Annotated in this window: 18 protein-coding genes; 10 read left to right on the top strand and 8 right to left on the bottom strand. The window is 70.5% G+C overall.

The genetic code is table 11. The features are described from left to right. Positions 1-45: 45 nt before the first annotated feature. Positions 46-849 carry an SURF1 family protein gene (locus tag ACH4S7_RS00215; RefSeq protein WP_398518775.1) on the bottom strand — a complete coding sequence of 268 codons (804 nt, stop codon included), beginning with the start codon at positions 847-849 and terminating at the stop codon, positions 46-48. Between the two features lie 279 nt (positions 850-1,128). Continuing rightward, positions 1,129-2,136, bottom strand: coding sequence for a DEDDh family exonuclease (locus tag ACH4S7_RS00210; RefSeq protein WP_398518774.1), 1,008 nt, complete (start codon positions 2,134-2,136; stop codon positions 1,129-1,131). 389 nt (positions 2,137-2,525) lie between these two features. Here ACH4S7_RS00210 and ACH4S7_RS00205 point away from each other — a divergent pair, with 389 nt between their 5' ends. The 5 genes from ACH4S7_RS00205 (at position 2,526) to ACH4S7_RS00185 (ending at position 7,761) form a co-directional block, all read left to right on the top strand. Next, on the top strand, positions 2,526-3,356 hold the full coding sequence (locus tag ACH4S7_RS00205) for an acetoacetate decarboxylase family protein (RefSeq protein ID WP_398518773.1): 831 nt from the start codon (positions 2,526-2,528) through the stop codon (positions 3,354-3,356). A gap of 70 nt (positions 3,357-3,426) precedes the next feature. Then, complete coding sequence (locus ACH4S7_RS00200) at positions 3,427-4,722, top strand: amidohydrolase family protein (protein WP_398518772.1); 1,296 nt, start codon at positions 3,427-3,429, stop codon at positions 4,720-4,722. After that, on the top strand, positions 4,719-5,981 hold the full coding sequence (locus ACH4S7_RS00195; RefSeq protein WP_398518771.1) for an amidohydrolase family protein: 1,263 nt from the start codon (positions 4,719-4,721) through the stop codon (positions 5,979-5,981). The genes ACH4S7_RS00200 and ACH4S7_RS00195 overlap by 4 nt, the downstream gene beginning before the upstream one ends. Positions 5,982-6,151: 170 nt before the next feature. Then, entirely contained in the window at positions 6,152-7,075 is a 924-nt protein-coding gene (locus ACH4S7_RS00190; protein ID WP_398518770.1) for a sterol desaturase family protein, read from the top strand. Continuing rightward, positions 7,072-7,761, top strand: a complete 690-nt coding sequence (locus tag ACH4S7_RS00185; protein WP_398518769.1) for a lysoplasmalogenase — start codon at positions 7,072-7,074, stop codon at positions 7,759-7,761. The genes ACH4S7_RS00190 and ACH4S7_RS00185 overlap by 4 nt, the downstream gene beginning before the upstream one ends. 61 nt (positions 7,762-7,822) lie before the next feature. Here ACH4S7_RS00185 and ACH4S7_RS00180 read toward each other — a convergent pair whose 3' ends face one another. Further along, positions 7,823-9,370, bottom strand: a complete 1,548-nt coding sequence (locus tag ACH4S7_RS00180; RefSeq protein ID WP_398518768.1) for a S8 family peptidase — start codon at positions 9,368-9,370, stop codon at positions 7,823-7,825. A 326-nt stretch (positions 9,371-9,696) separates the two neighbouring features. On the opposite strand from ACH4S7_RS00180, the gene ACH4S7_RS00175 reads away from it, so the two are divergent. From ACH4S7_RS00175 to moaA, 3 genes are all read left to right on the top strand, one after another. After that, a complete protein-coding gene (locus tag ACH4S7_RS00175) occupies positions 9,697-10,065 on the top strand; it encodes a DUF485 domain-containing protein (protein ID WP_398518767.1) in 369 nt (122 codons plus the stop codon). Continuing rightward, complete coding sequence (locus ACH4S7_RS00170) at positions 10,062-11,699, top strand: cation acetate symporter (protein ID WP_398518766.1); 1,638 nt, start codon at positions 10,062-10,064, stop codon at positions 11,697-11,699. The genes ACH4S7_RS00175 and ACH4S7_RS00170 overlap by 4 nt, the downstream gene beginning before the upstream one ends. Before the next feature lie 279 nt (positions 11,700-11,978). Next, a complete protein-coding gene (gene moaA / locus ACH4S7_RS00165; protein ID WP_398518765.1) occupies positions 11,979-12,968 on the top strand; it encodes a GTP 3',8-cyclase MoaA in 990 nt (329 codons plus the stop codon). A gap of 58 nt (positions 12,969-13,026) precedes the next feature. Here moaA and ACH4S7_RS00160 read toward each other — a convergent pair whose 3' ends face one another. Both ACH4S7_RS00160 and ACH4S7_RS00155 read right to left on the bottom strand, forming a co-directional pair. Continuing rightward, on the bottom strand, positions 13,027-13,251 hold the full coding sequence (locus ACH4S7_RS00160) for a hypothetical protein (protein WP_398518764.1): 225 nt from the start codon (positions 13,249-13,251) through the stop codon (positions 13,027-13,029). 183 nt (positions 13,252-13,434) lie between these two features. Then, the gene (locus ACH4S7_RS00155) at positions 13,435-13,881 is read right to left on the bottom strand and encodes a DUF3099 domain-containing protein (RefSeq protein WP_398518763.1); all 447 of its coding nucleotides are present in this window, start codon (positions 13,879-13,881) and stop codon (positions 13,435-13,437) included. Positions 13,882-14,099: 218 nt separating this feature from the next. On the opposite strand from ACH4S7_RS00155, the gene ACH4S7_RS00150 reads away from it, so the two are divergent. Continuing rightward, entirely contained in the window at positions 14,100-14,375 is a 276-nt protein-coding gene (locus tag ACH4S7_RS00150) for a GlsB/YeaQ/YmgE family stress response membrane protein (protein ID WP_398518762.1), read from the top strand. Between the two features lie 135 nt (positions 14,376-14,510). On the opposite strand, the gene tyrS is transcribed toward ACH4S7_RS00150, so the two are convergent. The 3 genes from tyrS to ACH4S7_RS00135 all read right to left on the bottom strand — a co-directional run bounded on the left by tyrS (position 14,511) and on the right by ACH4S7_RS00135 (position 18,909). After that, a complete protein-coding gene (gene tyrS, locus ACH4S7_RS00145) occupies positions 14,511-15,773 on the bottom strand; it encodes a tyrosine--tRNA ligase (protein ID WP_398518761.1) in 1,263 nt (420 codons plus the stop codon). A gap of 75 nt (positions 15,774-15,848) precedes the next feature. Next, positions 15,849-17,240, bottom strand: a complete 1,392-nt coding sequence (locus ACH4S7_RS00140; RefSeq protein ID WP_398518760.1) for a metallopeptidase TldD-related protein — start codon at positions 17,238-17,240, stop codon at positions 15,849-15,851. Between the two features lie 145 nt (positions 17,241-17,385). Beyond that, complete coding sequence (locus tag ACH4S7_RS00135; RefSeq protein WP_398518759.1) at positions 17,386-18,909, bottom strand: TldD/PmbA family protein; 1,524 nt, start codon at positions 18,907-18,909, stop codon at positions 17,386-17,388. A 275-nt stretch (positions 18,910-19,184) separates the two neighbouring features. On the opposite strand from ACH4S7_RS00135, the gene fabG reads away from it, so the two are divergent. Further along, positions 19,185-19,889, top strand: coding sequence for a 3-oxoacyl-[acyl-carrier-protein] reductase (fabG, locus tag ACH4S7_RS00130; RefSeq protein ID WP_398518758.1), 705 nt, complete (start codon positions 19,185-19,187; stop codon positions 19,887-19,889). Positions 19,890-19,894 lie beyond the last annotated feature (5 nt).

The following is a 19,894-nucleotide window of genomic DNA, read 5'->3' as shown; positions in this document are numbered from 1 at the left end:
TGGCGGAGGCGGTACGGGGCCGTCGGTCCGAGGGGGTACGTGCCGTCAGGCGGAGGCGGAGGCGGCGGCCGGGGTGGGTTCCGGTGCCGTCGGCTGTGCGGCGGCGGCCCGGCGGTCGCGCACCTCGCGGCGGACGAGGACCACCCAGCCCACGGGCACGCCCGCGACGAAGAGCCACCACTGGATCGCGTACGCCATGTGCGCCCCGATGGAGCCGTGGTCGGGCGCGGAGACCTGCTGTGGAGAGTCCCCAGCCGGCTTGGGCGCCGTCTGTTCCAGGTAGCCGCCGAGCACGGTACGGCCGGTCAGCTCAGCCTGCTGGGCGCTGTTGATCAGCATGACCTGGCGGGGCGGCAGCCCGGCCAGATCCTTGATGCCGCTGCCCTTGCTCGTCTCGTCGGCCTTGAGCCGGCCGGCGACGGTCACGGTGCCCTTCGGGGGCGGCGGTACCGCCGGGTAGGTCCGCTGGTTCGGCGCGGCCGGAATCCAGCCCCGATTGACGACGACCGCCCGGCCGTCGGCGAGGACCAGAGGGGTCAGCACCATGACGCCGACCTTGTCGTCGGAGTTGGTGCGACGGCGTACGACGACCTCGCGCTCGGTGTCGAAGGTGCCGGTCGCGGTGACCCGGCGCCAGTAGTCCGAGCGGGGCACGGTGTGGCCCGGGGAGGTGAGGTCGGTCATGGGGACCGGCGCCGCCTCCAGATTGCGGGCGATCAGCTCATTCTGCTCGACCCGGCGCTCATGCCGGTGGAACTGCCAGAAACCCAGTTCGATCATCGTGGGGATGAGAGCGAGGGACAGAAGGGTGAGGATCACCCACTGCCGGGACAACAGGAAGCGGTACACGGCGTCGACCGTACCTGTTGCGCCGAACGGTGTCGGCGGTGGGTCCCCCTCTCCGCGCGCCCCGGACCACCCGGAATCCGAGGAAGCGGCGGAACTCCTTCCGCACGGCCCGGACGGCCCTGCGCGACCCCCTCCGCACGGCTCCGGACCATCCTGCGCGGCCCGGACCGCCCTGTCCGACCGGCAGGGGGCCACTGCGGCGGCGCCGCATGGCCACCCGGGTACGGCGGGGGTGCCCGACGCGTCCGATGGCTCGACGCGCCTGCCGCCCGGCCACGGCTACCGGCCGGAGGTCCGCTCGCCGGGGGCCACGTCCCGCAGCAACTGGGTGAAGCCCGCCTCGTCCACGATCGGTGTCCCGAACGACTTCGCCTTGACGGTCTTCGAGGTCGCCGAGTCCGGGTCATTGGTGACCAGCAGACTGGTCAGCCGGGAGACGCTGGTGGCGATGTGCAGCCCCGCCTCGATCGCCCGGTCCTCCAGCAGCTCGCGGTCGATGGAGGTGTCGCCGGAGAACGCCACCCGCATCCCCTGCCGCAGCGGTTTATCCGTCTCGTACCGGCCGGGGTTCGCATAGGGGCACGCGGGCCGCTTGCGGGACTGGCGCCAGCTCCCCGGACCGTACGAGCTGTGCGAGGACTGGCCGTACGACGACTGATAGCCGACCCGGGGCGCCGCGGGGGAGTCCGACCACTCGGTCAGCGGAAGGCACTCCAGCAGCGGCAGCCGCACACCGTCCCGGGCCGCGGTGCGCAGACTCGGTCGGAACGCCTCCGCCAGCACCCGGGCGTCGTCCAGCGCGTGGTGCGCGCGCTGCTGGACGACCCCGAAGTGGGCTGCCAGCGACTCCAGTTTGTGATTGGGCAGCGGCAGCCGCAGCTCCTTGGCCAGGGCGATGGTGCACAGCCGCTGGCGGGTGGGTGCGGTGCGCCGGGCCCGGGCGTACTCGCGGGCGATCATGGACCAGTCGAAGATGGCGTTGTGCGCGACGAGCACCCGGCCGTCGAGCCGCTCGGAGAACTCCTCGGCGATGTCCGCGAAGAGGGGGGCGCCTTCGAGCAGGTCGGTCGTCAGACCGTGGATCCACACCGGGCCGGGATCGCGCTCGGGGTTGACCAGGGTGTACCAGTGGTCCTCGACCTCGCCGCGGGCGTCGAGGCGGTACACGGCAGCGGAGACTATCCGGTCGTCACGGGCGAGACCGGTGGTCTCCACGTCGACGACCGCGTACCCCTGGGGGTAGGCGGTCGGCCACGTCGTCGCTGCGGTGATCCTGTCGTCGAGCATGGTCACAGAGAATACGGGCCCCCACTGACAATCCCTGATCCGCCTGCCCTGTACGCTCCTTGTGCCCCTCCGCGCGCCGGGGGCGCGTCCCCCGTCGCCCCCTGTCCCAGGAGGCTGCGCGCGACCCTCGCCCGAGAAGCCCCGCGGGCCCGCGCCAGCTTCTCCCGGCCCCGCGCTCAGGGCTCCACGCGTCCGCCCACCAACGCCAGTACCTAAGCGAAGAACGGTTTCTCCGCTGGCGTGCCGACCGGGCCGGCGCCCTCGACGGGGCCGGATCGCCCCCATCTCCGTACGCGCACGGCTCTTTACCCTTCATCGACCGCGGTGTAACTGTGTTGCAGAGCTGCCCACCCCTGACGGACCTGATTGATGGACGAAGGGCGGTACGCATGGGACGCGTACGGTACGGCGCACGTTCCGAGGCGGAGATCAGCGCGGCCGGCGCCGCGGGTTCCCGACTCCCGGCCATCTGGTCGACCGGTGTCACGGCGGTCTGGGAGAGCGATCCGGAGGCGGTCGCCGCCGTGTTGCCGCCGCCGCTGGAACCGCCCGAACGGCCCCTGGTGCGGGTCGCCATCGGCAGGGTCGAACTGCCGGGCCATCCGCTCGGCGCGGGTTCCGTCGCCGTCGCCGCCCGGCACGACGGGCACGCGGGCTGGTATCCGCTGGTCATGCCGATGAGCACGGAGCGCGCCCTGATCGGCGGCCGGGAGGTGTTCGGCGAGCCCAAGAAGCTCGGTGAGGTCACCGTCGAGCGGGACGGACTGGTCGTCCGCGCCTCGCTCGCCCGGCACGGGATCGCCTTCGTGGAGGTGCGCGGCGCGGTGGACGGGCCCCTTCCGCTGCCCGCGCCCGCCGAGAAGCTGGACTTCTACTTCAAGTTCCTGCCCGCCGTCGACGGCCGGGGACCCGGCGGCCACGGCTTCGACACCGACCCCGTCCTGGTCCACTGCCTCCGGACGGAGAAGTTCCGCAAGCTGGAGAAGCTCACCGGCGACGTGGTGCTGCGCGAATCGATGTACGACCCCGTCGCGGACCTCCCCGTACACCGGCTGGTCGAACTCACCATCGGCGAGAAGACCACCGACCAGCGGGGCCGGATCGCCGGTCGGGTCAGTGCGCGGGCCCTGCTCCCCTACATCCACCAGCGCTACGACGACACGCGGCAGCTCATCGACGCGGCTCCGGCGCCGGCTCCGGCTCCGGACGGCGTCGTCTGACGCGCCCGCACCGCCCCCTGCGACCGCACGAGCCCCCACCTCCTCCGACCGCCCCACCGAGGGATGTGTGATGACCGACGGATCAGCGATTTCCGACCCGTACCTGATCATCTCCTCCGACTGCCACGCGGGACTGCCGACCGAGCTGTACCGGCCCTATCTCGACGCCCGCTACCACCGCGACTTCGACACCTTCCTGGCCGGCCGCGATCACCGCCGCGCGGAGATGACCCGGCTCGGCGTCCGAAACGAGGCGTTCGCCACCCAGTGGTTCAACGACCACGAGGAAGGGCTCAAGGGCGGCTGGGACAGCGACCGGCGGATCAAGGAACTCGACGGTGACGGAGTGTCCGCCGAGGTCGTCTTCCCCGACGCGGACGCCGTCGACAGCCGGACCGCCGCGCCCTTCGGCGTCGGCCTCGGACTCTCCGGCGACCAGGACCCCGACCTCGGCATGGCGGGCGCGCGCGCCCACAACCGCTGGCTCGCCGAGTTCGTCGCCCCCCACCCGGAACGACACTGTGGGGTGGCGCTGCTGCCCGTCACCGGCGACGTGGGCGAGGTCGTCGCCGAGATACACCGGGCCCGGGAATCGGGCCTCGGGGCGCTGATGATCCCCGCGATGTGGGTGGACAAGGCCCCCTACCACGATCGGCGTTACGATCCGGTCTGGGCCGCCGCCGCCGAGACCGGAATGCCCGTCGTCACCCACTCCGGCGCGGCCCCGCGCCATGAGTACGGCGATCACCTGGGCATCTACGTCTCCGAGGTCACCTGGTGGCCGGCCCGCCCGCTCTGGTTCCTCCTCTGGTCCGGGGTCTTCGAACGCCACCCCGGGCTGCGGTTCGGCATCGCCGAGTCCGGCTGCTGGTGGCTGCCCAATCTGCTCTGGTTCATGGACCGCCTCTATCTGGGCGCGCACGGCGGCAAGAAGCTCTCGCCGTTCGCCGGGCTGACCCGGCCGCCGAGCGAGTATCTGGACCGGCAGGTGTTCATCTGCGCCACCAACACCAAACGGCGGGAGCTGGCCCAGCGGTACGAGATCGGGGTGGACAACATCCTCTGGGGCAGCGACTTCCCGCACCCGGAGGGCACCTGGCCCGACACCCGTCAGTGGCTGCGCCGTACCTTCCATGACATTCCGGTCACCGAGACCCGTCGGATGCTCGGTCTCGCCGCAGCCGAGGTCTTCGGCTTCGACACCGACCGACTGGCCCCCGTCGCCCGCCGGATCGGGCCCACCCCGGCCGATCTCGGCCAGCCCGCCGACCAGACCGCGGTGGAGGCGTCCTGGGCGCGCTCCCGCGAGGTGGGCCGCCACTGGCTGACGGACCATGACTTCCCCGTCCTGGGGGCCTCCGGATGACCGGCGCCGCCCCGCCGCGCACGCCGGCGCGCGGTGCCGACCGCTACACCGTCATCTCGGCGGACTGTCACGCCGGTGCCGACCTCGTCGACTACCGCCCGTATCTGGAGAAGCGGTACCACGACGATTTCGACGCCTGGGCGGCCGGCTATGCCAATCCGTACGAGGACCTCCTCGCCGACACCGCCGACCGCAACTGGAACTCCGACCGCCGGGTCGCCGAACTGGCGGCGGACGGCATCGTCGCCGAGGTCGTCTACCCCAACACCGTCCCGCCGTTCTTCCCCAGCGCGTCCCTGCTGGCGCCCGCGCCGTCCCCGGCCGAGTACACCAGGCGCTGGGCCGGGTTACGGGCGCACAACCGCTGGCTCGCCGACTTCTGCTCCCTCACCCCCGGGCGCCGGGCCGGCGTGGCGCAGATCCTGCTCAACGACGTCGACGACGCGGTCCGCGAGATCCGCCGTACGGTCGCGGCCGGACTCACCGGTGGGATCCTGCTGCCCGGCACCCCACCGGGCTCGGGACTGCCCGAGCTGTACTCCCGGACGTACGACCCGATCTGGGACGTCTGCGCCGAACTGGGCGTCCCGGTCAACCACCACGGCGGCTCGGCCTCCCCGCCGCTCGGCGACGAGCCGGCCGCACGGGCGGTCTTCATGGTCGAGACGACCTGGTTCTCCCACCGCGCGCTCTGGCACCTGCTCTTCGGCGGGGCCTTCCGGCGCCACCCGGATCTGCGTCTCGTGCTGACCGAACAGGGTTCCGGATGGATACCGGGCGTGCTCGACATGCTGGACTACTACCACGGACGGCTGGTGGCGGCGGCGACCGGCGGGACCACGGCCGAGTCCCGGTTCGGCGCGGGGCTGGCCGGCGCGATGGGCAAGGGCCCCAGCGAGGTCTGGCGCGACAACTGCTTCGTCGGCGCCAGCTTCATGCGCCCGCACGAGGTGCCGCTACGGGACCGGATCGGGCTCGACAAGATCATGTGGGGCTGTGACTACCCGCACGACGAGGGCACCACCCCTTACTCCCGGGAGGGGTTGCGCATCGCCTACGCGGGCCTGCCCCCGGCGGAGATCGCGGCGATGGTCGGGGGCAACGCGGCCCGCGTCTACGGATTCGACCCGGCGCTCCTCGATCCGATCGCGGCGGTGGTCGGCCCCACCGTCGCGGAGATCGCCGAGCCGCTCACCGAGATCCCGCCGGGGGCCACCAGCCCCGCCTTCGCCCCCGGCGGATCGGTCCGCGTCTGGTGAGCCGGCCGGTGGGAGTCGGTGCGCAGACGCCCCCCGGCGGCCCTCCCGTACCGCACGAGCCGCCTGGGGGCCATGGGAGGAAGCTGCCAGAATCCGCTGACAACAGGTCTCACATACTTGTGGGTAACAACGTCTAGCCCCGCCCTGACCACCGCCTCTACGGTGCACCTATGCCGAACCCGCCCGATGTCGTGCTGTGGTCGATACCCGCCTTCGCGCTGCTCACCGTCCTCGAAGTGATCAGCCACCGGCTCCATCCCGACGAGAACGCCGCCGGCTACGAGACCAAGGACGCCGCCACCAGCGTCGGCATGGGCCTCGGCAGCCTCGGCTTCGACCTCCTGTGGAAGATCCCGATCGTCGCGGTCTACACCGCCCTCTACGAACTCACCCCGGCCCGGATCCCCTTCCTCTGGTGGACCGTGCCGCTGATGCTGCTCGCCCAGGACTTCCTCTACTACTGGTCACACCGCGGCCACCACGTCGTCCGCATCCTCTGGGCCTGCCATGTGGTCCACCACTCCAGCCGGAGGTTCAACCTCACCACCGCGCTGCGCCAGCCCTGGACGACGCTGACCGTCTGGCCGTTCTATCTGCCGCTCATCGCGTGGGGTGTGCACCCGGCCGCGCTCGCCTTCTGCTCGTCCGTCAACCTCGTCTACCAGTTCTGGGTGCACACCGAGCGGATCGGCACCCTGCCGCGCCCCTTCGAGTACGTACTGAACACGCCCTCCCACCACCGGGTGCACCACGCCTCCCAGGGCGGCTACCTGGACCGCAACTTCGGCGGCATCCTCATCGTCTGGGACCGGCTCTTCGGCTCCTTCGCGCCCGAGACCGAGCGGCCGGTCTTCGGCCTCACCAAGAACATCGACACCTACAACCCGCTCCGGGTCGCCACCCATGAGTACGTGGCCATCGCCCGCGACGTCAGGGCCGCGACCACCTGGCGTGAGCGCGCCGGGCGGGTCTTCCGTGGACCGGGCTGGCAGCCATCCGCCGCCCCGCTCCCACCCGCCGCCACCTCCCCGGCCGCCGCGCCACCCCCATCCGCCGCGCGCCACAGCGCGCCGACCGCCGGACGTGCCCGATGAACTCCCCGGACCTCCACGCCTCGATGAGCCCGACGCGCCCGATCCGCCCGACGCGTCTGCCCGGCCCGGCCGGCCCGGTGATCCTCGCCCTCTTCGCCGCTGCCGTACTCGTCGACCTCGGCTCCCTGCTCCTCGGCGCGGAGACGGGCCACCGGATCGCCAAACCCCTGCTGATGCCGCTGCTCGCCGCGTACACGGCCGTACGGGGCGGACCCCGGCTGCTCGTCTGCGCGCTGCTCCTCGGCTGGGGCGGCGACGTGTTCCTGCTCTCCGACGCGGACTGGGCCTTCCTCGTCGGCATGGGCTCGTTCGCCGTGGGACACGTCTGCTACCTGGTGCTCTTCGGCCGGGGCGGTACGCCCCGCTGGCTCGGCCCGCTCTACGCCGTCCTGCTCGTCGCCGCGCTCGTCCTGCTCTGGCCCGGCCTACCGGCCGAACTGCGCGTCCCGGTGGCCGCGTACGCGACGCTGCTGACGGTCATGGCCTGGCGGGCCGCCGTCGTCGGGCCGCTCGCGGCGGCGGGTGGTGCGCTCTTCCTGGTCTCGGACCTGATCATCGCTATCGATGTCGCCGAGATGCCGCAGCCGCCCGCCACCGACTTCTGGATCATGTTCCTCTACAGCATGGGACAACTGCTGCTCATGCTCGGCCTGCTGGCCCGCCACCGGACGCGGCGGTCCGGCTGACGCGCGGCGGGGCCGGACCCCCGGGTCACCCGGAGGTCCGGCCCCGCCGTTGTCCGACCGGTCAGCGGCGTACGGCGTCCAGGGCGTCGGTGACGCCCGTTCCGTAGAAGCCGTTCTTGGTCTTGCCGCCCTCGCACACCGCGTCGACGACACCGTCACCGTTGATGTCGTACGGGTTGGTGCACGCCTTGTCGTCCGCCTGCGCGTACAGCAGCGCCTTCAGTGCGGCCGGGGACGCACCCGGGTGCTTCGACTTGATGAGCGCGACCACGCCCGCGACATGCGGCGAGGCCATCGACGTACCGGCCGAGTAGCCGTAGCGCCCGTTGGGCAGCGTGGAGAGGATCCGGCCGTCGGTGGCCGGGGCGTCCGGCTTCTGGAAGACCGTCGAGTCGCCGCCGGGGGCGGAGATGTCGACCACGCCGTCGCCGTAGTTGGAGAACGACGACTTCAGGTTCTTGGCACCCAGCGAGGACGTGGTGACGACCCCCGGGAGCTGGGTCGGGATGTCCAGGCAGACCTTCGGGTCGATCTCCCGCGTGCCCGGGGTGGAGTCGTTGGGGCTGGTCACGTCGGTCAGCTTGGCGGCCGCGAGGTCCATCCGGCTGTTGCCGGCCGCCGCGACGTTCACGGCGCCCTTGCGCTCGGCGTACCGGGTGGCCCGGGAGACCGCCTCGACCAGGGCCTTCTGGTCCGGGTCGTTCTTGCAATTGAACAGCCACGGGTCGACGTAGTAGCTGTTGTTGGTCACCTCGACACCGTTCTCGGCGGCCCAGATGAAGCCGCAGACGATCGACTCGGTGTAGAAGAAGCCGGCCGTGGTCGACACCTTGATGCCGGAGACCTTGACGCCCGGGGCGACACCGGTCACGCCGATACCGTTCTTGGCCGCGGCGATCGTGCCCGCGACATGCGTGCCGTGGCTGCTCTCGTTGGCGGCGGGGCGCCAGGAACCGGGTGTGGTGTCCGGCTTGCCGGTGACGCAGTTCGCCGAGGCGCGCTGGTCGAAGTTGGGCGCCAGGTCCGGGTGGGTGTCGTCCACGCCCGTGTCGAGGACGGCGACCGTGACCTTCTTGCTGCCCAGCGTCCGCTTGTGGGCCTGGTCCGCCTTGATGGCGGGGAGGCCCCACTGGAGCGGCTCCAGCGGGTCCTGGTCGGCCGCGGCCCTGGCCGCCGCCTTCTTCGCCTCCGGGGCGCTCAACGGACTGACCGTGCCGACGGAGTTGTCCATGGCCGTGGTCAGCGGGGCGGTCCGGGTGGCACCGGCGGAGACGACGCCCCGTACGGTGCGGATCGTCTCCGCGAACTCCGGGTTCTGCGAGTGGACGACTATGACGCCTATCTGGTCATAGGCGATCACTATCGAACCGCCGGCCCTGGCTATCGCCTTCTTCACCGTCTTGGCGGTGTGGGAACCGCTCTTCACGTTCACCACGTACGACAGCTTCGGGCCGTCGGTCTTCACCACGGCCGCCGTGGTGACGGCGGAGGCCGATCCACCCGGGGCGGCCGATGCCGCTCCCGCCGGGAGGAAGCCGAGCGAAGCGGTGAGCGCCAGACCTGCGGGCAGCGCAATGGCGCGACGCCGTCTGGATCCCAGATGAGCCATGGGTTCTCCACATCATCCGTGACAACCGCCCAGACACGAGTGCGCATGGGCGCGTACATGACCAGCGAAGCTATCGCCCTTCTTGATCATCATCAATGAGTTCGGGCGGAAAACGTGAAGGAAGTCGGAGAAAAGACGCCATGAACCGGCGCGAAACACGGCTCGTGGAAGAAATCGAGGAGAAAAAACGGCCGATGTTGAACCGGTCCGGCGTGCTCTCCGTGCCGTTGTCAGGAGGAGGAGCACCATCGACCAGGCCCCGAACGCTCCTGACTGAAGGACTCCGCTTGTCTGTCCCCACCGCTCCCACGTCACGAGGAGAATCCGTGGCTACCGAAGTACCGCAGCCGCCCCACGGCCATGCGGACACCGACCCCGTACAGCCCACGACCGAGCAGTTCGTCGAGGTGCAGCAGAGCGCGGAGTTCGCCGAACTCCGGCACACCTACCGCTCCTTCGCCTTCCCGCTGACCTTCGCGTTCATCGCCTGGTACCTGCTGTACGTCCTGCTCTCGAACTACGCGGGCGGGTTCATGGGCACGAAGCTCTTCGGCAACATCAATGTGGCGCTCGTCTTCGGCCTCGCCCAGTTCGCCACCACCTTCCTGATCGCCTGGCTCTACTCGCGCCACGCGGCGAACCGGCTCGACCCCAAGGCCGACGCCATCAAGGCCCGGATGGAGGCCAACCTGTGAGCCCCTCCCTGCACCTCGCGGCGGGCGGTCTCGCGGCGGAGAACGCCACCACCGAACACCGGCCGCTCATCATCACGCTCTTCGGCCTCTTCGTCGTGGCGACCCTGCTCATCACGGTCTGGGCCGGTCGCCAGACCAAGAGCGCCGCCGACTTCTACGCGGGCGGCCGGCAGTTCACCGGCTTCCAGAACGGCCTGGCGATCTCCGGCGACTACATGTCCGCCGCCTCGTTCCTCGGCATCGCCGGCGCCATCGCCCTCTTCGGCTACGACGGGTTCCTCTACTCCATCGGCTTCCTGGTGGCCTGGCTGGTCGCCCTGCTGCTGGTCGCCGAACCCCTGCGCAACTCCGGCCGCTTCACCATGGGCGACGTCCTCGCCTACCGGATGCGCCAACGCCCGGTCCGCACCGCGGCCGGCACCTCCACCATCGTCGTCTCGATCTTCTATCTGCTCGCCCAGATGGCCGGCGCCGGAGTGCTGGTCTCGCTGTTGCTCGGCATCACCAACGACAGCGGCAAGGTCCTGATCGTCGCCCTCGTCGGCGTGCTGATGATCCTGTACGTCACCATCGGCGGCATGAAGGGCACCACCTGGGTGCAGATGGTCAAGGCCGTCCTGCTGATCGCGGGCACGCTGCTGATCACCTTCCTGGTCCTGCTGAAGTTCAACTTCAACATCTCCGACCTGCTCGGCACCGCGGCCGAGAAGAGCGGGCACGGATCGGCGTTCCTGGAGCCGGGCCTCAAGTACGGCTCATCCGGCACCTCCAAGCTGGACTTCATCTCGCTCGGCATCGCCCTGGTGCTGGGCACCGCCGGACTGCCGCACATCCTGATCCGCTTCTACACGGTGCCCACCGCGAAAGCCGCCCGTAAGTCCGTCAACTGGGCCATCGGCATCATCGGCGCGTTCTACCTCATGACGATCGCGCTCGGCTTCGGCGCGGCGGCGATCGTCGGGCCCGCCGAGATCAGCGAGTCCAACAAGGCGGGCAACACGGCGGCGCCCCTGCTCGCCCTCCATATCGGCGGCACCGACTCGGCGGGCGGCGCGATCCTCCTCGCGGTGATCTCCGCCGTCGCCTTCGCCACCATCCTCGCGGTGGTCGCGGGACTCACCCTGGCCTCCTCCTCGTCGTTCGCCCACGACATCTACGCCAATGTCATCCGCCGGGGGCAGGCCACCGAGAAGGAGGAGGTCCGCGCCGCCCGCTGGGCCACCGTCGCCATCGGTGTCGTCTCGATCGCACTCGGCGCGCTGGCCCGCGACCTGAATGTGGCGGGACTGGTCGCGCTCGCCTTCGCGGTCGCGGCGTCGGCGAACCTGCCCACGCTCCTCTACAGCCTCTTCTGGAAGAGGTTCACCACCCAGGGCGCCCTCTGGTCCATCTACGGCGGACTGATCTCATCCGTGGTACTGGTGCTGTTCTCGCCCGTCGTCTCCGGAAAGCCCACGTCGATGTTTAAGGACATGGACTTCTACTGGTTCCCGCTGGAGAACCCGGGGCTGGTCTCCATCCCGCTGGGCTTCCTGCTCGGCTGGCTCGCCTCGCTCCTCTCCAAGGAGAAGCCCGACACCGGCAAGTACGCGGAACTGGAGGTCAAGTCCCTCACCGGGACCGGAGCCCACTGACCTCCCGGATCTCCCGGATCTCCCGGATCTCCCGGACCAGGGCCTCACCGAACCACCGAACCACCGAACCACCGAACCACGGTCCTCCCGACCGGACGCCCCCGGTCCGGTCGGGGAGGACCGTGGTTCGGTGTACGAGGGCGGTCGCGCGGTGGTCGGCTGGTGGTCTCGCGGGGAGGCTCACCACCTCCGCGCGATGTTCGCCACCGCCGGAGGGCCCGGGTTGTCACCCCTCTGGCGTAGGGTCGGTGAGAAGATCTCCGCCGGGAGGGGGACCCAGTGCTCATCGACACCTATGGCCGGGTGGCCACCGATTTGCGTGTCTCCCTGACCGACCGCTGCAATCTGCGGTGCACGTACTGCATGCCGGAAGAGGGCCTGAGCTGGCTCGCCAAGCCCGATCTGCTGACCGACGACGAGATCGTCCGGCTGATTCGGATCGCCGTCACCCTGCTCGGGGTCACCGATGTCCGCTTCACCGGCGGAGAGCCGCTGCTGCGACCCGGCGCCGTCGGGATCGTGGCGCGCTGTGCCGCCCTCAGCCCCCGCCCCAGGACCAGCCTGACCACCAACGGCATCGGCCTCCAGCGCACGGCGACCGCGCTCCGGGCGGCCGGCCTCGACCGGGTCAATGTCTCGCTCGACACCCTGCGGCCCGACGTCTTCAAGACCCTCACCAGGCGGGACCGGCTGCCGGACGTGCTGGCGGGCCTCGCCGCCGCCCGGGACGCCGGCCTCACCCCGGTCAAGGTCAATACGGTCCTGATGCCCGGCCACAATGACGACGAGGCCCCCGACCTGCTCGCCTGGGCCGTGGCCGAGGGATATGAGCTGCGGTTCATAGAACAGATGCCGCTCGACGCCCAGCACGGCTGGCAGCGCGACGGCATGATCACGGCGGGCGACATCCTGGCGTCCCTGCGCACCCGCTTCACCCTCACCCCGGAGACCGACGACGAGCGCGGCTCCGCGCCCGCCGAGCGCTGGATCGTGGACGGCGGACCCCACCGGGTCGGCGTGATCGCGTCCGTCACCCGCCCCTTCTGCGGGGCCTGCGACCGCACCCGGCTCACCGCCGACGGTCAGGTGCGGAACTGCCTCTTCGCCCGCGAGGAGACCGATCTGCGGGCCGCGCTGCGCTCGGACGCGTCCGACGAGGAGATAGCGGCCCTCTGGCGGCGGGCGATGTGGGGGAAGAAGGCGGGTTCGGGCCTCGACGATCCGGCGTTCCTCCAGCCGGACCGCCCGATGTCGGCGATCGGCGGCTGATCAGCGCCCGTCGGGCGGTATCGGCGATCGACGGCTGACCGCCCGGCACCCGGCGCCGTCACTCGTCGCCGTGCCACTGCTCCAGCGTCACGACATCCTTCAGGAACCCACGGAGATCGAGGAAGTTCGACAGATGCTCGCGGTGCTCGTCACACGCGAGCCAGGTCTTCCGCCGCTCGGGCGTATGCACCTTGGGATTGTTCCAGGCCAGCACCCATACCGCGGCCGCACGACAGCCCTTGGCGGAACAGATCGGGGTCTCGTCACTCACCGGATCACTCATCACCGGATCATTGTCCACTCATGGCGACGCCGGGCAGCCACGGGGGGAGCTGCCCGGCGTCGGTCCATCGCTCCGACGGGGGATGCGGAGCGCGTAGGCAGTATGTCACGGGCAACGGGGTGCGAGGCACCGGAACTTCATGATTGATCTGAGCATTTCCTGAGGTTCGCCGGCCCTGTGCAATCAGTTGGCCGCGCGCTCCCGTTCGCTCTTGTCAGCGGTCGTATCCCGCGCAGCCGCACCCGCGGCGGCGGTCGTGCCGCCCTCCGCGTCGGCTTCCCCGTCGGATCCCGTGTTGGATCCCGCGTTGGATTGAGGCGGGGCCGTTCCCGCCGTCGGCTCGATCGCTGGCCGGACCGGCGTGGGGACGTACGCGGAGGGGAGCGTGGGGACGTTCTCCCGGCCCGCGTTGGCGATGACCACGGCGATGTAGGGGAGGAGAATGCCGAGGGCCAGGGCCACGATCGCCACATGGCGCTCCACGTTCCACAGCACGGCGGCGAGCACCACCGACACCGTCCGCACCGACATGGAGATCACATAGCGTCGCTGCCGACCCCGTACATCGTCGGTGAGCCCCTGCCGGGCGCCGGTGATCCGGACGACCTCCGCCTTCGACCGCTTCCGCATCACATTCCACCACCGGGTTCCCCGCCGGGGGGAGCCCCCGGTCCTGACTCCTTCCACGGTACGCCGCCCCTGCGCCGCCTACGAGAGCGGGGGCCGGACCAGGCTGCGTGCCGGGGCTGCGCCGTACCGCGTATGGCACCGCCCGACATGCGCGGTACGGCGGATGGGCCGAGACTGGCGGCGTAACTGCTCACGCGGAGCCGTACGAGGAGGCAGCAATGGGCTGGTTGTGGGCGATCATCGTGGGATTCGTGCTGGGCCTGATCGCGAAGGCGATCCTGCCCGGCAAACAGCATCTCCCCCTGTGGCTTGCCACCATCTGCGGCATCGGCGGCGCCGTCCTCGGCAACTGGATCGCGGCCGGGTTTGGAATCGAGGAGACTCCGGGCTTCGACTGGGGTCGGCACGCCTTCCAGCTCATCGCCGCGATCATCCTCGTCTTCATCGGCGACCGCGCCTGGGTGGCGCTGAAAGGCAACAGACAGCGAACCTGACCGCACGCACGCACGCACGCACGCACGCGGAGCGGCGGCGGGCGGAGGGGCACGATGTCCCCTCCGCCCGCCGCCGTGCGTTCATCCCGTCACGCGCCGTGTGTTCATCCGGCCACGTTCCTACAGCCGGGGGTGCTAACCGATCTCGACAGCGGCGAGGCTCTTCTTGCCCCGGCGCAGCACCAGCCAGCGACCGTGCAGCAGGTCCTCCCGCGCCGGAACCGCGTCCTCGGCCGTGACCTTCACATTGTTCACGTAGGCCCCGCCCTCCTTCACGGTACGGCGGGCCGCGGACTTGCTGGCCACCAATCCGACCTCGGCGAGGAGGTCCACCACCGGAGCCAGCTCGCCGACCTTGGCGTGCGGCAGCTCCGAGAGGGCCGCCCGCAGCGTCGGCTCGTCCAGCTCGCTCAGCTCGCCCTGGCCGAAGAGCGCCTTCGAGGCGTACGCCGCCGCCGCGTACTGGTCGGCGCCGTGCACCAGCGTCGTCAGCTCCTCCGCCAGCGCCCGCTGGGCCGCGCGCGCCCGCGGCTGCTCCTCGGTCAGCCGCTCCAGCTCCTCGATCTCGCTCCGGGAACGGAAGCTGAAGATCCGCAGGAACTTGGAGACATCGCGGTCGTCCGCGTTCAGCCAGAACTGGAAGAAGGCGTACGGCGTGGTCCGGTCCGCGTCCAGCCAGATGGTGCCCGACTCCGTCTTGCCGAACTTCGTGCCGTCGGCCTTGGTGATCAGCGGCGTGGCCAGGGCGTGCACCTGGGCCTCCGGCGCGACCCGGTGGATCAGGTCGGTGCCCGCGGTGAGGTTGCCCCACTGGTCGCTGCCACCGGTCTGGAGCACGCAGCCGTGCCGCCGGTACAGCTCCAGGTAGTCCATGCCCTGCAGGAGCTGGTAGCTGAACTCGGTGTAGCTGATCCCCGCGTCGGAGTTCAGCCGCCGCGCGACCGCCTCCTTCGCGATCATCTTGTTGACCCGGAAGTACTTGCCGACATCGCGCAGGAAGTCGATCGCCGACAGGCCCGACGTCCAGTCCAGGTTGTTGACCATGGTCGCGGCGTACGGACCCTCGAAGTCGAGGAACCGCTCGACCTGCTCCCGGAGCCGCCCCACCCAGGCCGCGACCACCTCGGGCTCGTTCAGTGTGCGCTCGGAGTTCGGCTTGGGGTCGCCGATCAGACCCGTGGCCCCGCCGACCAGGCCCAGCGGGCGGTTCCCGGCCTGCTGGATCCGGCGCATGGTGAGGATCTGGACCAGATTCCCGAGGTGCAGGCTGGGCGCGGTCGGGTCGAAGCCGCAATAGAACGTGACGGGACCGTCCGCGAACGCCTTGCGCAATGCGTCCTCGTCAGTGGAGAGGGCGATCAGCCCGCGCCACTGCAACTCGTCGACGATGTCCGTCACGTCTCTCGTGTCTCCTTGAATCCGTTACTGGAAGGGGTGCCGGACCGCATTCGGTGCCGGCCGACCCCTCCGAGGTTATACGCCCTGGCTGACCGAACTCATATTGAAATCCGGGACCCGGAGCGCGGGCATTGCGGCCCGGGTGAACCAGTCGCCCCATTCACGCGGCAGCGTCTTCTCCGTACGGCCCGCCTCGGCGGCCCGGGAGAGCAGGCCCACGGGCGACTCGTTGAACCGGAAATTGTTCACCGCACCGACGACCTCGCCGTTCTCCACCAGATACACGCCGTCCCGGGTCAGCCCCGTCAGCAGCAGTGACGCCGGATCGACCTCCCGGATGTACCAGAGGCAGGTCAGCAGCAGTCCGCGTTCCGTCGCCGCGACCATCTCGTCGAGGGACCGCTCGCCACCGCCGTCCAGGATCAGGTTCCCGGCCCCCGGCGCGACCGGCAGCCCCGTCAGCCCGGCGCTGTGCCGGGTGGTCACCAGATGCTCCAGCCGTCCGTCGCGCACCCAGTCCGTCCGCTCCAGCGGCAGACCGTTGTCGAAGACCGAGGCGTCGTCGCCCGAGGAGTGCGCGATCACGAACGGCGCGGACTGGAGACCCGGCTCGTGCGGATCGCTGCGCAGGGTGAGTGGCAGCGGGGAGAGCGTCTCGCCCACCCGGGTCCCGCCGCCCGGCTTGGAGAAGACCGTACGGCCCTCCACCGCGTCCCGGGCCGTCGCCGACCAGATCTGGTAGATCAGCAGATCGGCCACGGCCGTGGGCGGCAGCAGTGTCTCGTACCGGCCGGCGGGCAGGTCGATCTTGCGCTCGGCCCAGGCGAGCCGCCGCGCCAGCTCCGCGTCGAGTGAGCCGGGGTCCACGTCCTTGAAGTCCCGGGTGGCCCGGCCGGCCCACGCGGACCGGGCGAGGTCCGGCGATTTGGCGTTCAGCTCCAGGGTCCCGTTGGGCTGGTCGTGCCGGAGCCGCAGCCCCGTCGAGGTACCGAGGTAGGTGGAGGTCATCTCGTGGTTGGCGAAGCCGTACAGCTCCCGCTTCCCGGCGCGGGCCCGCGCGAACGCCTCGCCCAGTGCGGGCGCGAACTCCGCGAAGACGGCGGACGACGTTTCGGCGGGCGCCTCGGTGAAGTCGGGCGCCGCCGCCACCCCGGTGACCAGCGGACCGGCGTCCTCGGCGGGGCCCGCGGTACGGGCGGCCTCCTCCGCGGCCCGGACCAGCGGTTCGAGGTCATCGGCGGTCACGGCGGACCGGGACACCACCCCGGACGCGGTGCCCTCGGCGCCGTCGACGGTCGCGATGACGGTGAGGGTGCGACCCCGGGTGACGCCATTGGTGGTCAGGGCGTTACCGGCCCAGCGCAGATTGGCGGACGAGGTCTCGTCCGCGATGACGACACAGCCGTCGGCGGTGGAGAGCTCAAGGGCGCGCTCGACGATCTCGTACGGCTTGCTGGTGCGGCTCATCGCCCTGCCTCCTGTGTCGTGCGGTCACTGCCCGGGGCCCGGTCCCCGGCCCCCCGGAGGCCACCCTCCCGGAAGGAGGCAGTCCGGAGGAGAGAAGTCCGGGGTGGGGAAGTCCGTGGGCGGGAAGTCCGCGGGAGGGAAGCCCTCATCGCCCCGCCTCCTGCGTCGTATTGAGAATGTTCACGCCCCGGAACAGCGCCGATGGGCAGCCGTGCGAGACCGCCGCCACCTGCCCCGGCTGTGCCTTGCCGCAGTTGAAGGCGCCGCCCAGCACATAGGTCTGCGGGCCGCCGACCTGTTCCATCGAGCCCCAGAAGTCCGTCGTCGTCGCCTGGTAGGCGACATCCCGTAGCTGTCCGGCCAGCCGGCCGTTCTCGATCCGGAAGAACCGCTGCCCGGTGAACTGGAAGTTGTACCGCTGCATGTCGATCGACCACGACCGGTCGCCGACCACGTAGATCCCGCGCTCGACGCCGCCGATCAGATCCTCCGTCGACAGCCCCCCGGGCGTCGGCCGGAGCGACACATTGGCCATCCGCTGCACCGGCACATGGCCGGGGGAGTCGGCGTAGGCACATCCGTTGGAGCGCCCCAGGCCCGTCAGCTTCGCGATGCGCCGGTCGAGCTGGTAGCCCACCAGGGTGCCGTTCCTGACCAGGTCCCAGGACTGCGCCTCGACGCCCTCGTCGTCGTACCCGACGGTGGCCAGTCCGTGCTCGGCCGTCCGGTCGCCGGTCACGTTCAGCACCGACGATCCGTACGCGAGCTTCCCCAGCTTGTCGAAGGTGGCGAAGGAGGTCCCGGCGTACGCCGCCTCGTACCCCAGCGCCCGGTCCAGCTCGGTGGCGTGACCGATGGACTCGTGGATGGTGAGCCAGAGGTTCGACGGGTCCACCACCAGGTCGTACCGTCCGGCCTCGACACTCGGGGCGCGCATCTTCTCGGCGAGCAGGGCCGGGATCTCCTCCAGCTCGGAGTTCCAGTCCCAGCCCGTGCCGGTCAGGTACTCCCAGCCCCGGCCCACCGGGGGCGCGATCGTCCGCATCGAGTCGAACTCGCCGGTGGTCTCGTCCACGGCGACGGCCGTGACCTGCGGATGCAGCCGCACCCGCTGCTGGGTGGTGATCGTGCCGGCGGTGTCCGCGTAGAACTTGTTCTCCTGCACGGTGAGCAGTGAGGCGTCCACGTGCGCGACCCCGTCGGCGGCCAGCAGCCGTCCGCTCCACTCGGCGAGGAGTGCGGTCTTCTCCTCGTCGGCGACGTCGAAGGGATTGATCTCGTACGAGGAGACCCAGGTCTTCTCCGCGTGCACCGGCTCGTCCGCCAGCTCCACCCGCTCGTCGGAGCCGGCGGCGGCGATGACCTTGGCCGACAGCCTGGCCATCGCCACGGCCTGCCCGGCGACCCGGGCCGCCGCGTCCATGGTCATGTCCACGCCGGAGGCGAATCCCCAGGCGCCGCCGTGCACCACCCGTACCGCATAGCCCAGGTCCGTGGTGTCCGACGAGGCCGCGGGTTTGGCGTCACGGAGCCGCCAGGCCCCGCTGCGCACCCGCTCGAAGCGGAAGTCGGCGTGGTCGGCGCCGAGCGCGCGCGCCCTGGCCAGCGCGGCGTCGGCGAGCGCGCGCAGTGGCAGCGCGAGGAATGTCTGATCGATGTCATGGGGCACGGGGCCCTCCCCTTCTCGGCCGGCGCGATCGCCGCCACGGTCGGCATCCCGGCCGACGCGACAACAGACCCGCAGTGAATCATGTGGGCGCCGGAGCACCTCCCGCCCCCGGCCGGTTTCTGTCGGAACCCAACAGCATGGACGATTCCGCGTCCGTTTCTGTAGGGACCCGACAGCGACGCGATGAAGGCGCTGTCAGGGCCCGATTCTCCGGGAGCGGCACGGGACGGATAGTTTCGGGGGGTAACCACGACCGCCAAAGAAAGGGTGATCCGTTGAGCCGCTCGGTTCTCGTCACCGGAGGAAACCGGGGCATCGGCCTCGCCATCGCCCGCGCTTTCGCCGACGCCGGTGACAAGGTCGCGATCACATACCGTTCCGGTGAGCCCCCGGAGGGCTTCCTCGCCGTCAAGTGCGACATCACCGACAGCGAGCAGGTGGAGCAGGCGTACAAGGAGATCGAGACGACGCACGGTCCGGTCGAGGTGCTGGTGGCCAACGCCGGTGTCACCAAGGACCAGTTGCTGATGCGGATGTCCGAGGACGACTTCGTCTCGGTCCTCGACACCAACCTCACCGGCACCTTCCGGGTCGTGAAGCGCGCCAATCGCGGCATGCTGCGCGCCAAGAAGGGCCGCGTCGTGCTGATCTCGTCGGTCGTGGGTCTCCTCGGCTCGGCGGGGCAGGCCAATTACGCCGCCTCCAAGGCCGGCCTGGTCGGCTTCGCCCGCTCGCTCGCCCGTGAGCTGGGCTCCCGGAACATCACGTTCAATGTCGTAGCGCCCGGTTTCGTCGACACCGACATGACCAAGGTGCTCACCGACGAGCAGCGCGCGGGCATCGTCGCCCAGGTGCCGCTCGGCCGTTACGCGCAGCCGGAGGAGGTCGCCGCCGCCGTGCGCTTCCTCGCCTCCGACGACGCCTCGTACATCACTGGAGCCGTCATTCCCGTTGACGGCGGATTGGGCATGGGTCACTGACCACC

This window comes from Streptomyces sp. NPDC020965 (assembly GCF_044333555.1).
Lineage (GTDB): Bacteria > Actinomycetota > Actinomycetes > Streptomycetales > Streptomycetaceae > Streptomyces.
Note: the sequence above shows the minus strand (reverse complement) of the source record. Positions and strands in the feature narration are given on the sequence as shown.

Coding starts and splice junctions, on each gene's coding strand:
- ACH4S7_RS00205 (WP_398518773.1), top strand. CDS start 2,526: ATGGGACGCGTACGGTACGGCGCACGTTCCGAGGCGGAGATCAGCGCG.
- ACH4S7_RS00150 (WP_398518762.1), top strand. CDS start 14,100: ATGGGCTGGTTGTGGGCGATCATCGTGGGATTCGTGCTGGGCCTGATC.
- ACH4S7_RS00195 (WP_398518771.1), top strand. CDS start 4,719: ATGACCGGCGCCGCCCCGCCGCGCACGCCGGCGCGCGGTGCCGACCGC.
- ACH4S7_RS00155 (WP_398518763.1), bottom strand. CDS start 13,881: ATGCGGAAGCGGTCGAAGGCGGAGGTCGTCCGGATCACCGGCGCCCGG.
- ACH4S7_RS00200 (WP_398518772.1), top strand. CDS start 3,427: ATGACCGACGGATCAGCGATTTCCGACCCGTACCTGATCATCTCCTCC.
- ACH4S7_RS00160 (WP_398518764.1), bottom strand. CDS start 13,251: ATGAGTGATCCGGTGAGTGACGAGACCCCGATCTGTTCCGCCAAGGGC.
- ACH4S7_RS00210 (WP_398518774.1), bottom strand. CDS start 2,136: ATGCTCGACGACAGGATCACCGCAGCGACGACGTGGCCGACCGCCTAC.
- ACH4S7_RS00140 (WP_398518760.1), bottom strand. CDS start 17,240: ATGAGCCGCACCAGCAAGCCGTACGAGATCGTCGAGCGCGCCCTTGAG.
- ACH4S7_RS00180 (WP_398518768.1), bottom strand. CDS start 9,370: ATGGCTCATCTGGGATCCAGACGGCGTCGCGCCATTGCGCTGCCCGCA.
- ACH4S7_RS00190 (WP_398518770.1), top strand. CDS start 6,152: ATGCCGAACCCGCCCGATGTCGTGCTGTGGTCGATACCCGCCTTCGCG.
- ACH4S7_RS00185 (WP_398518769.1), top strand. CDS start 7,072: ATGAACTCCCCGGACCTCCACGCCTCGATGAGCCCGACGCGCCCGATC.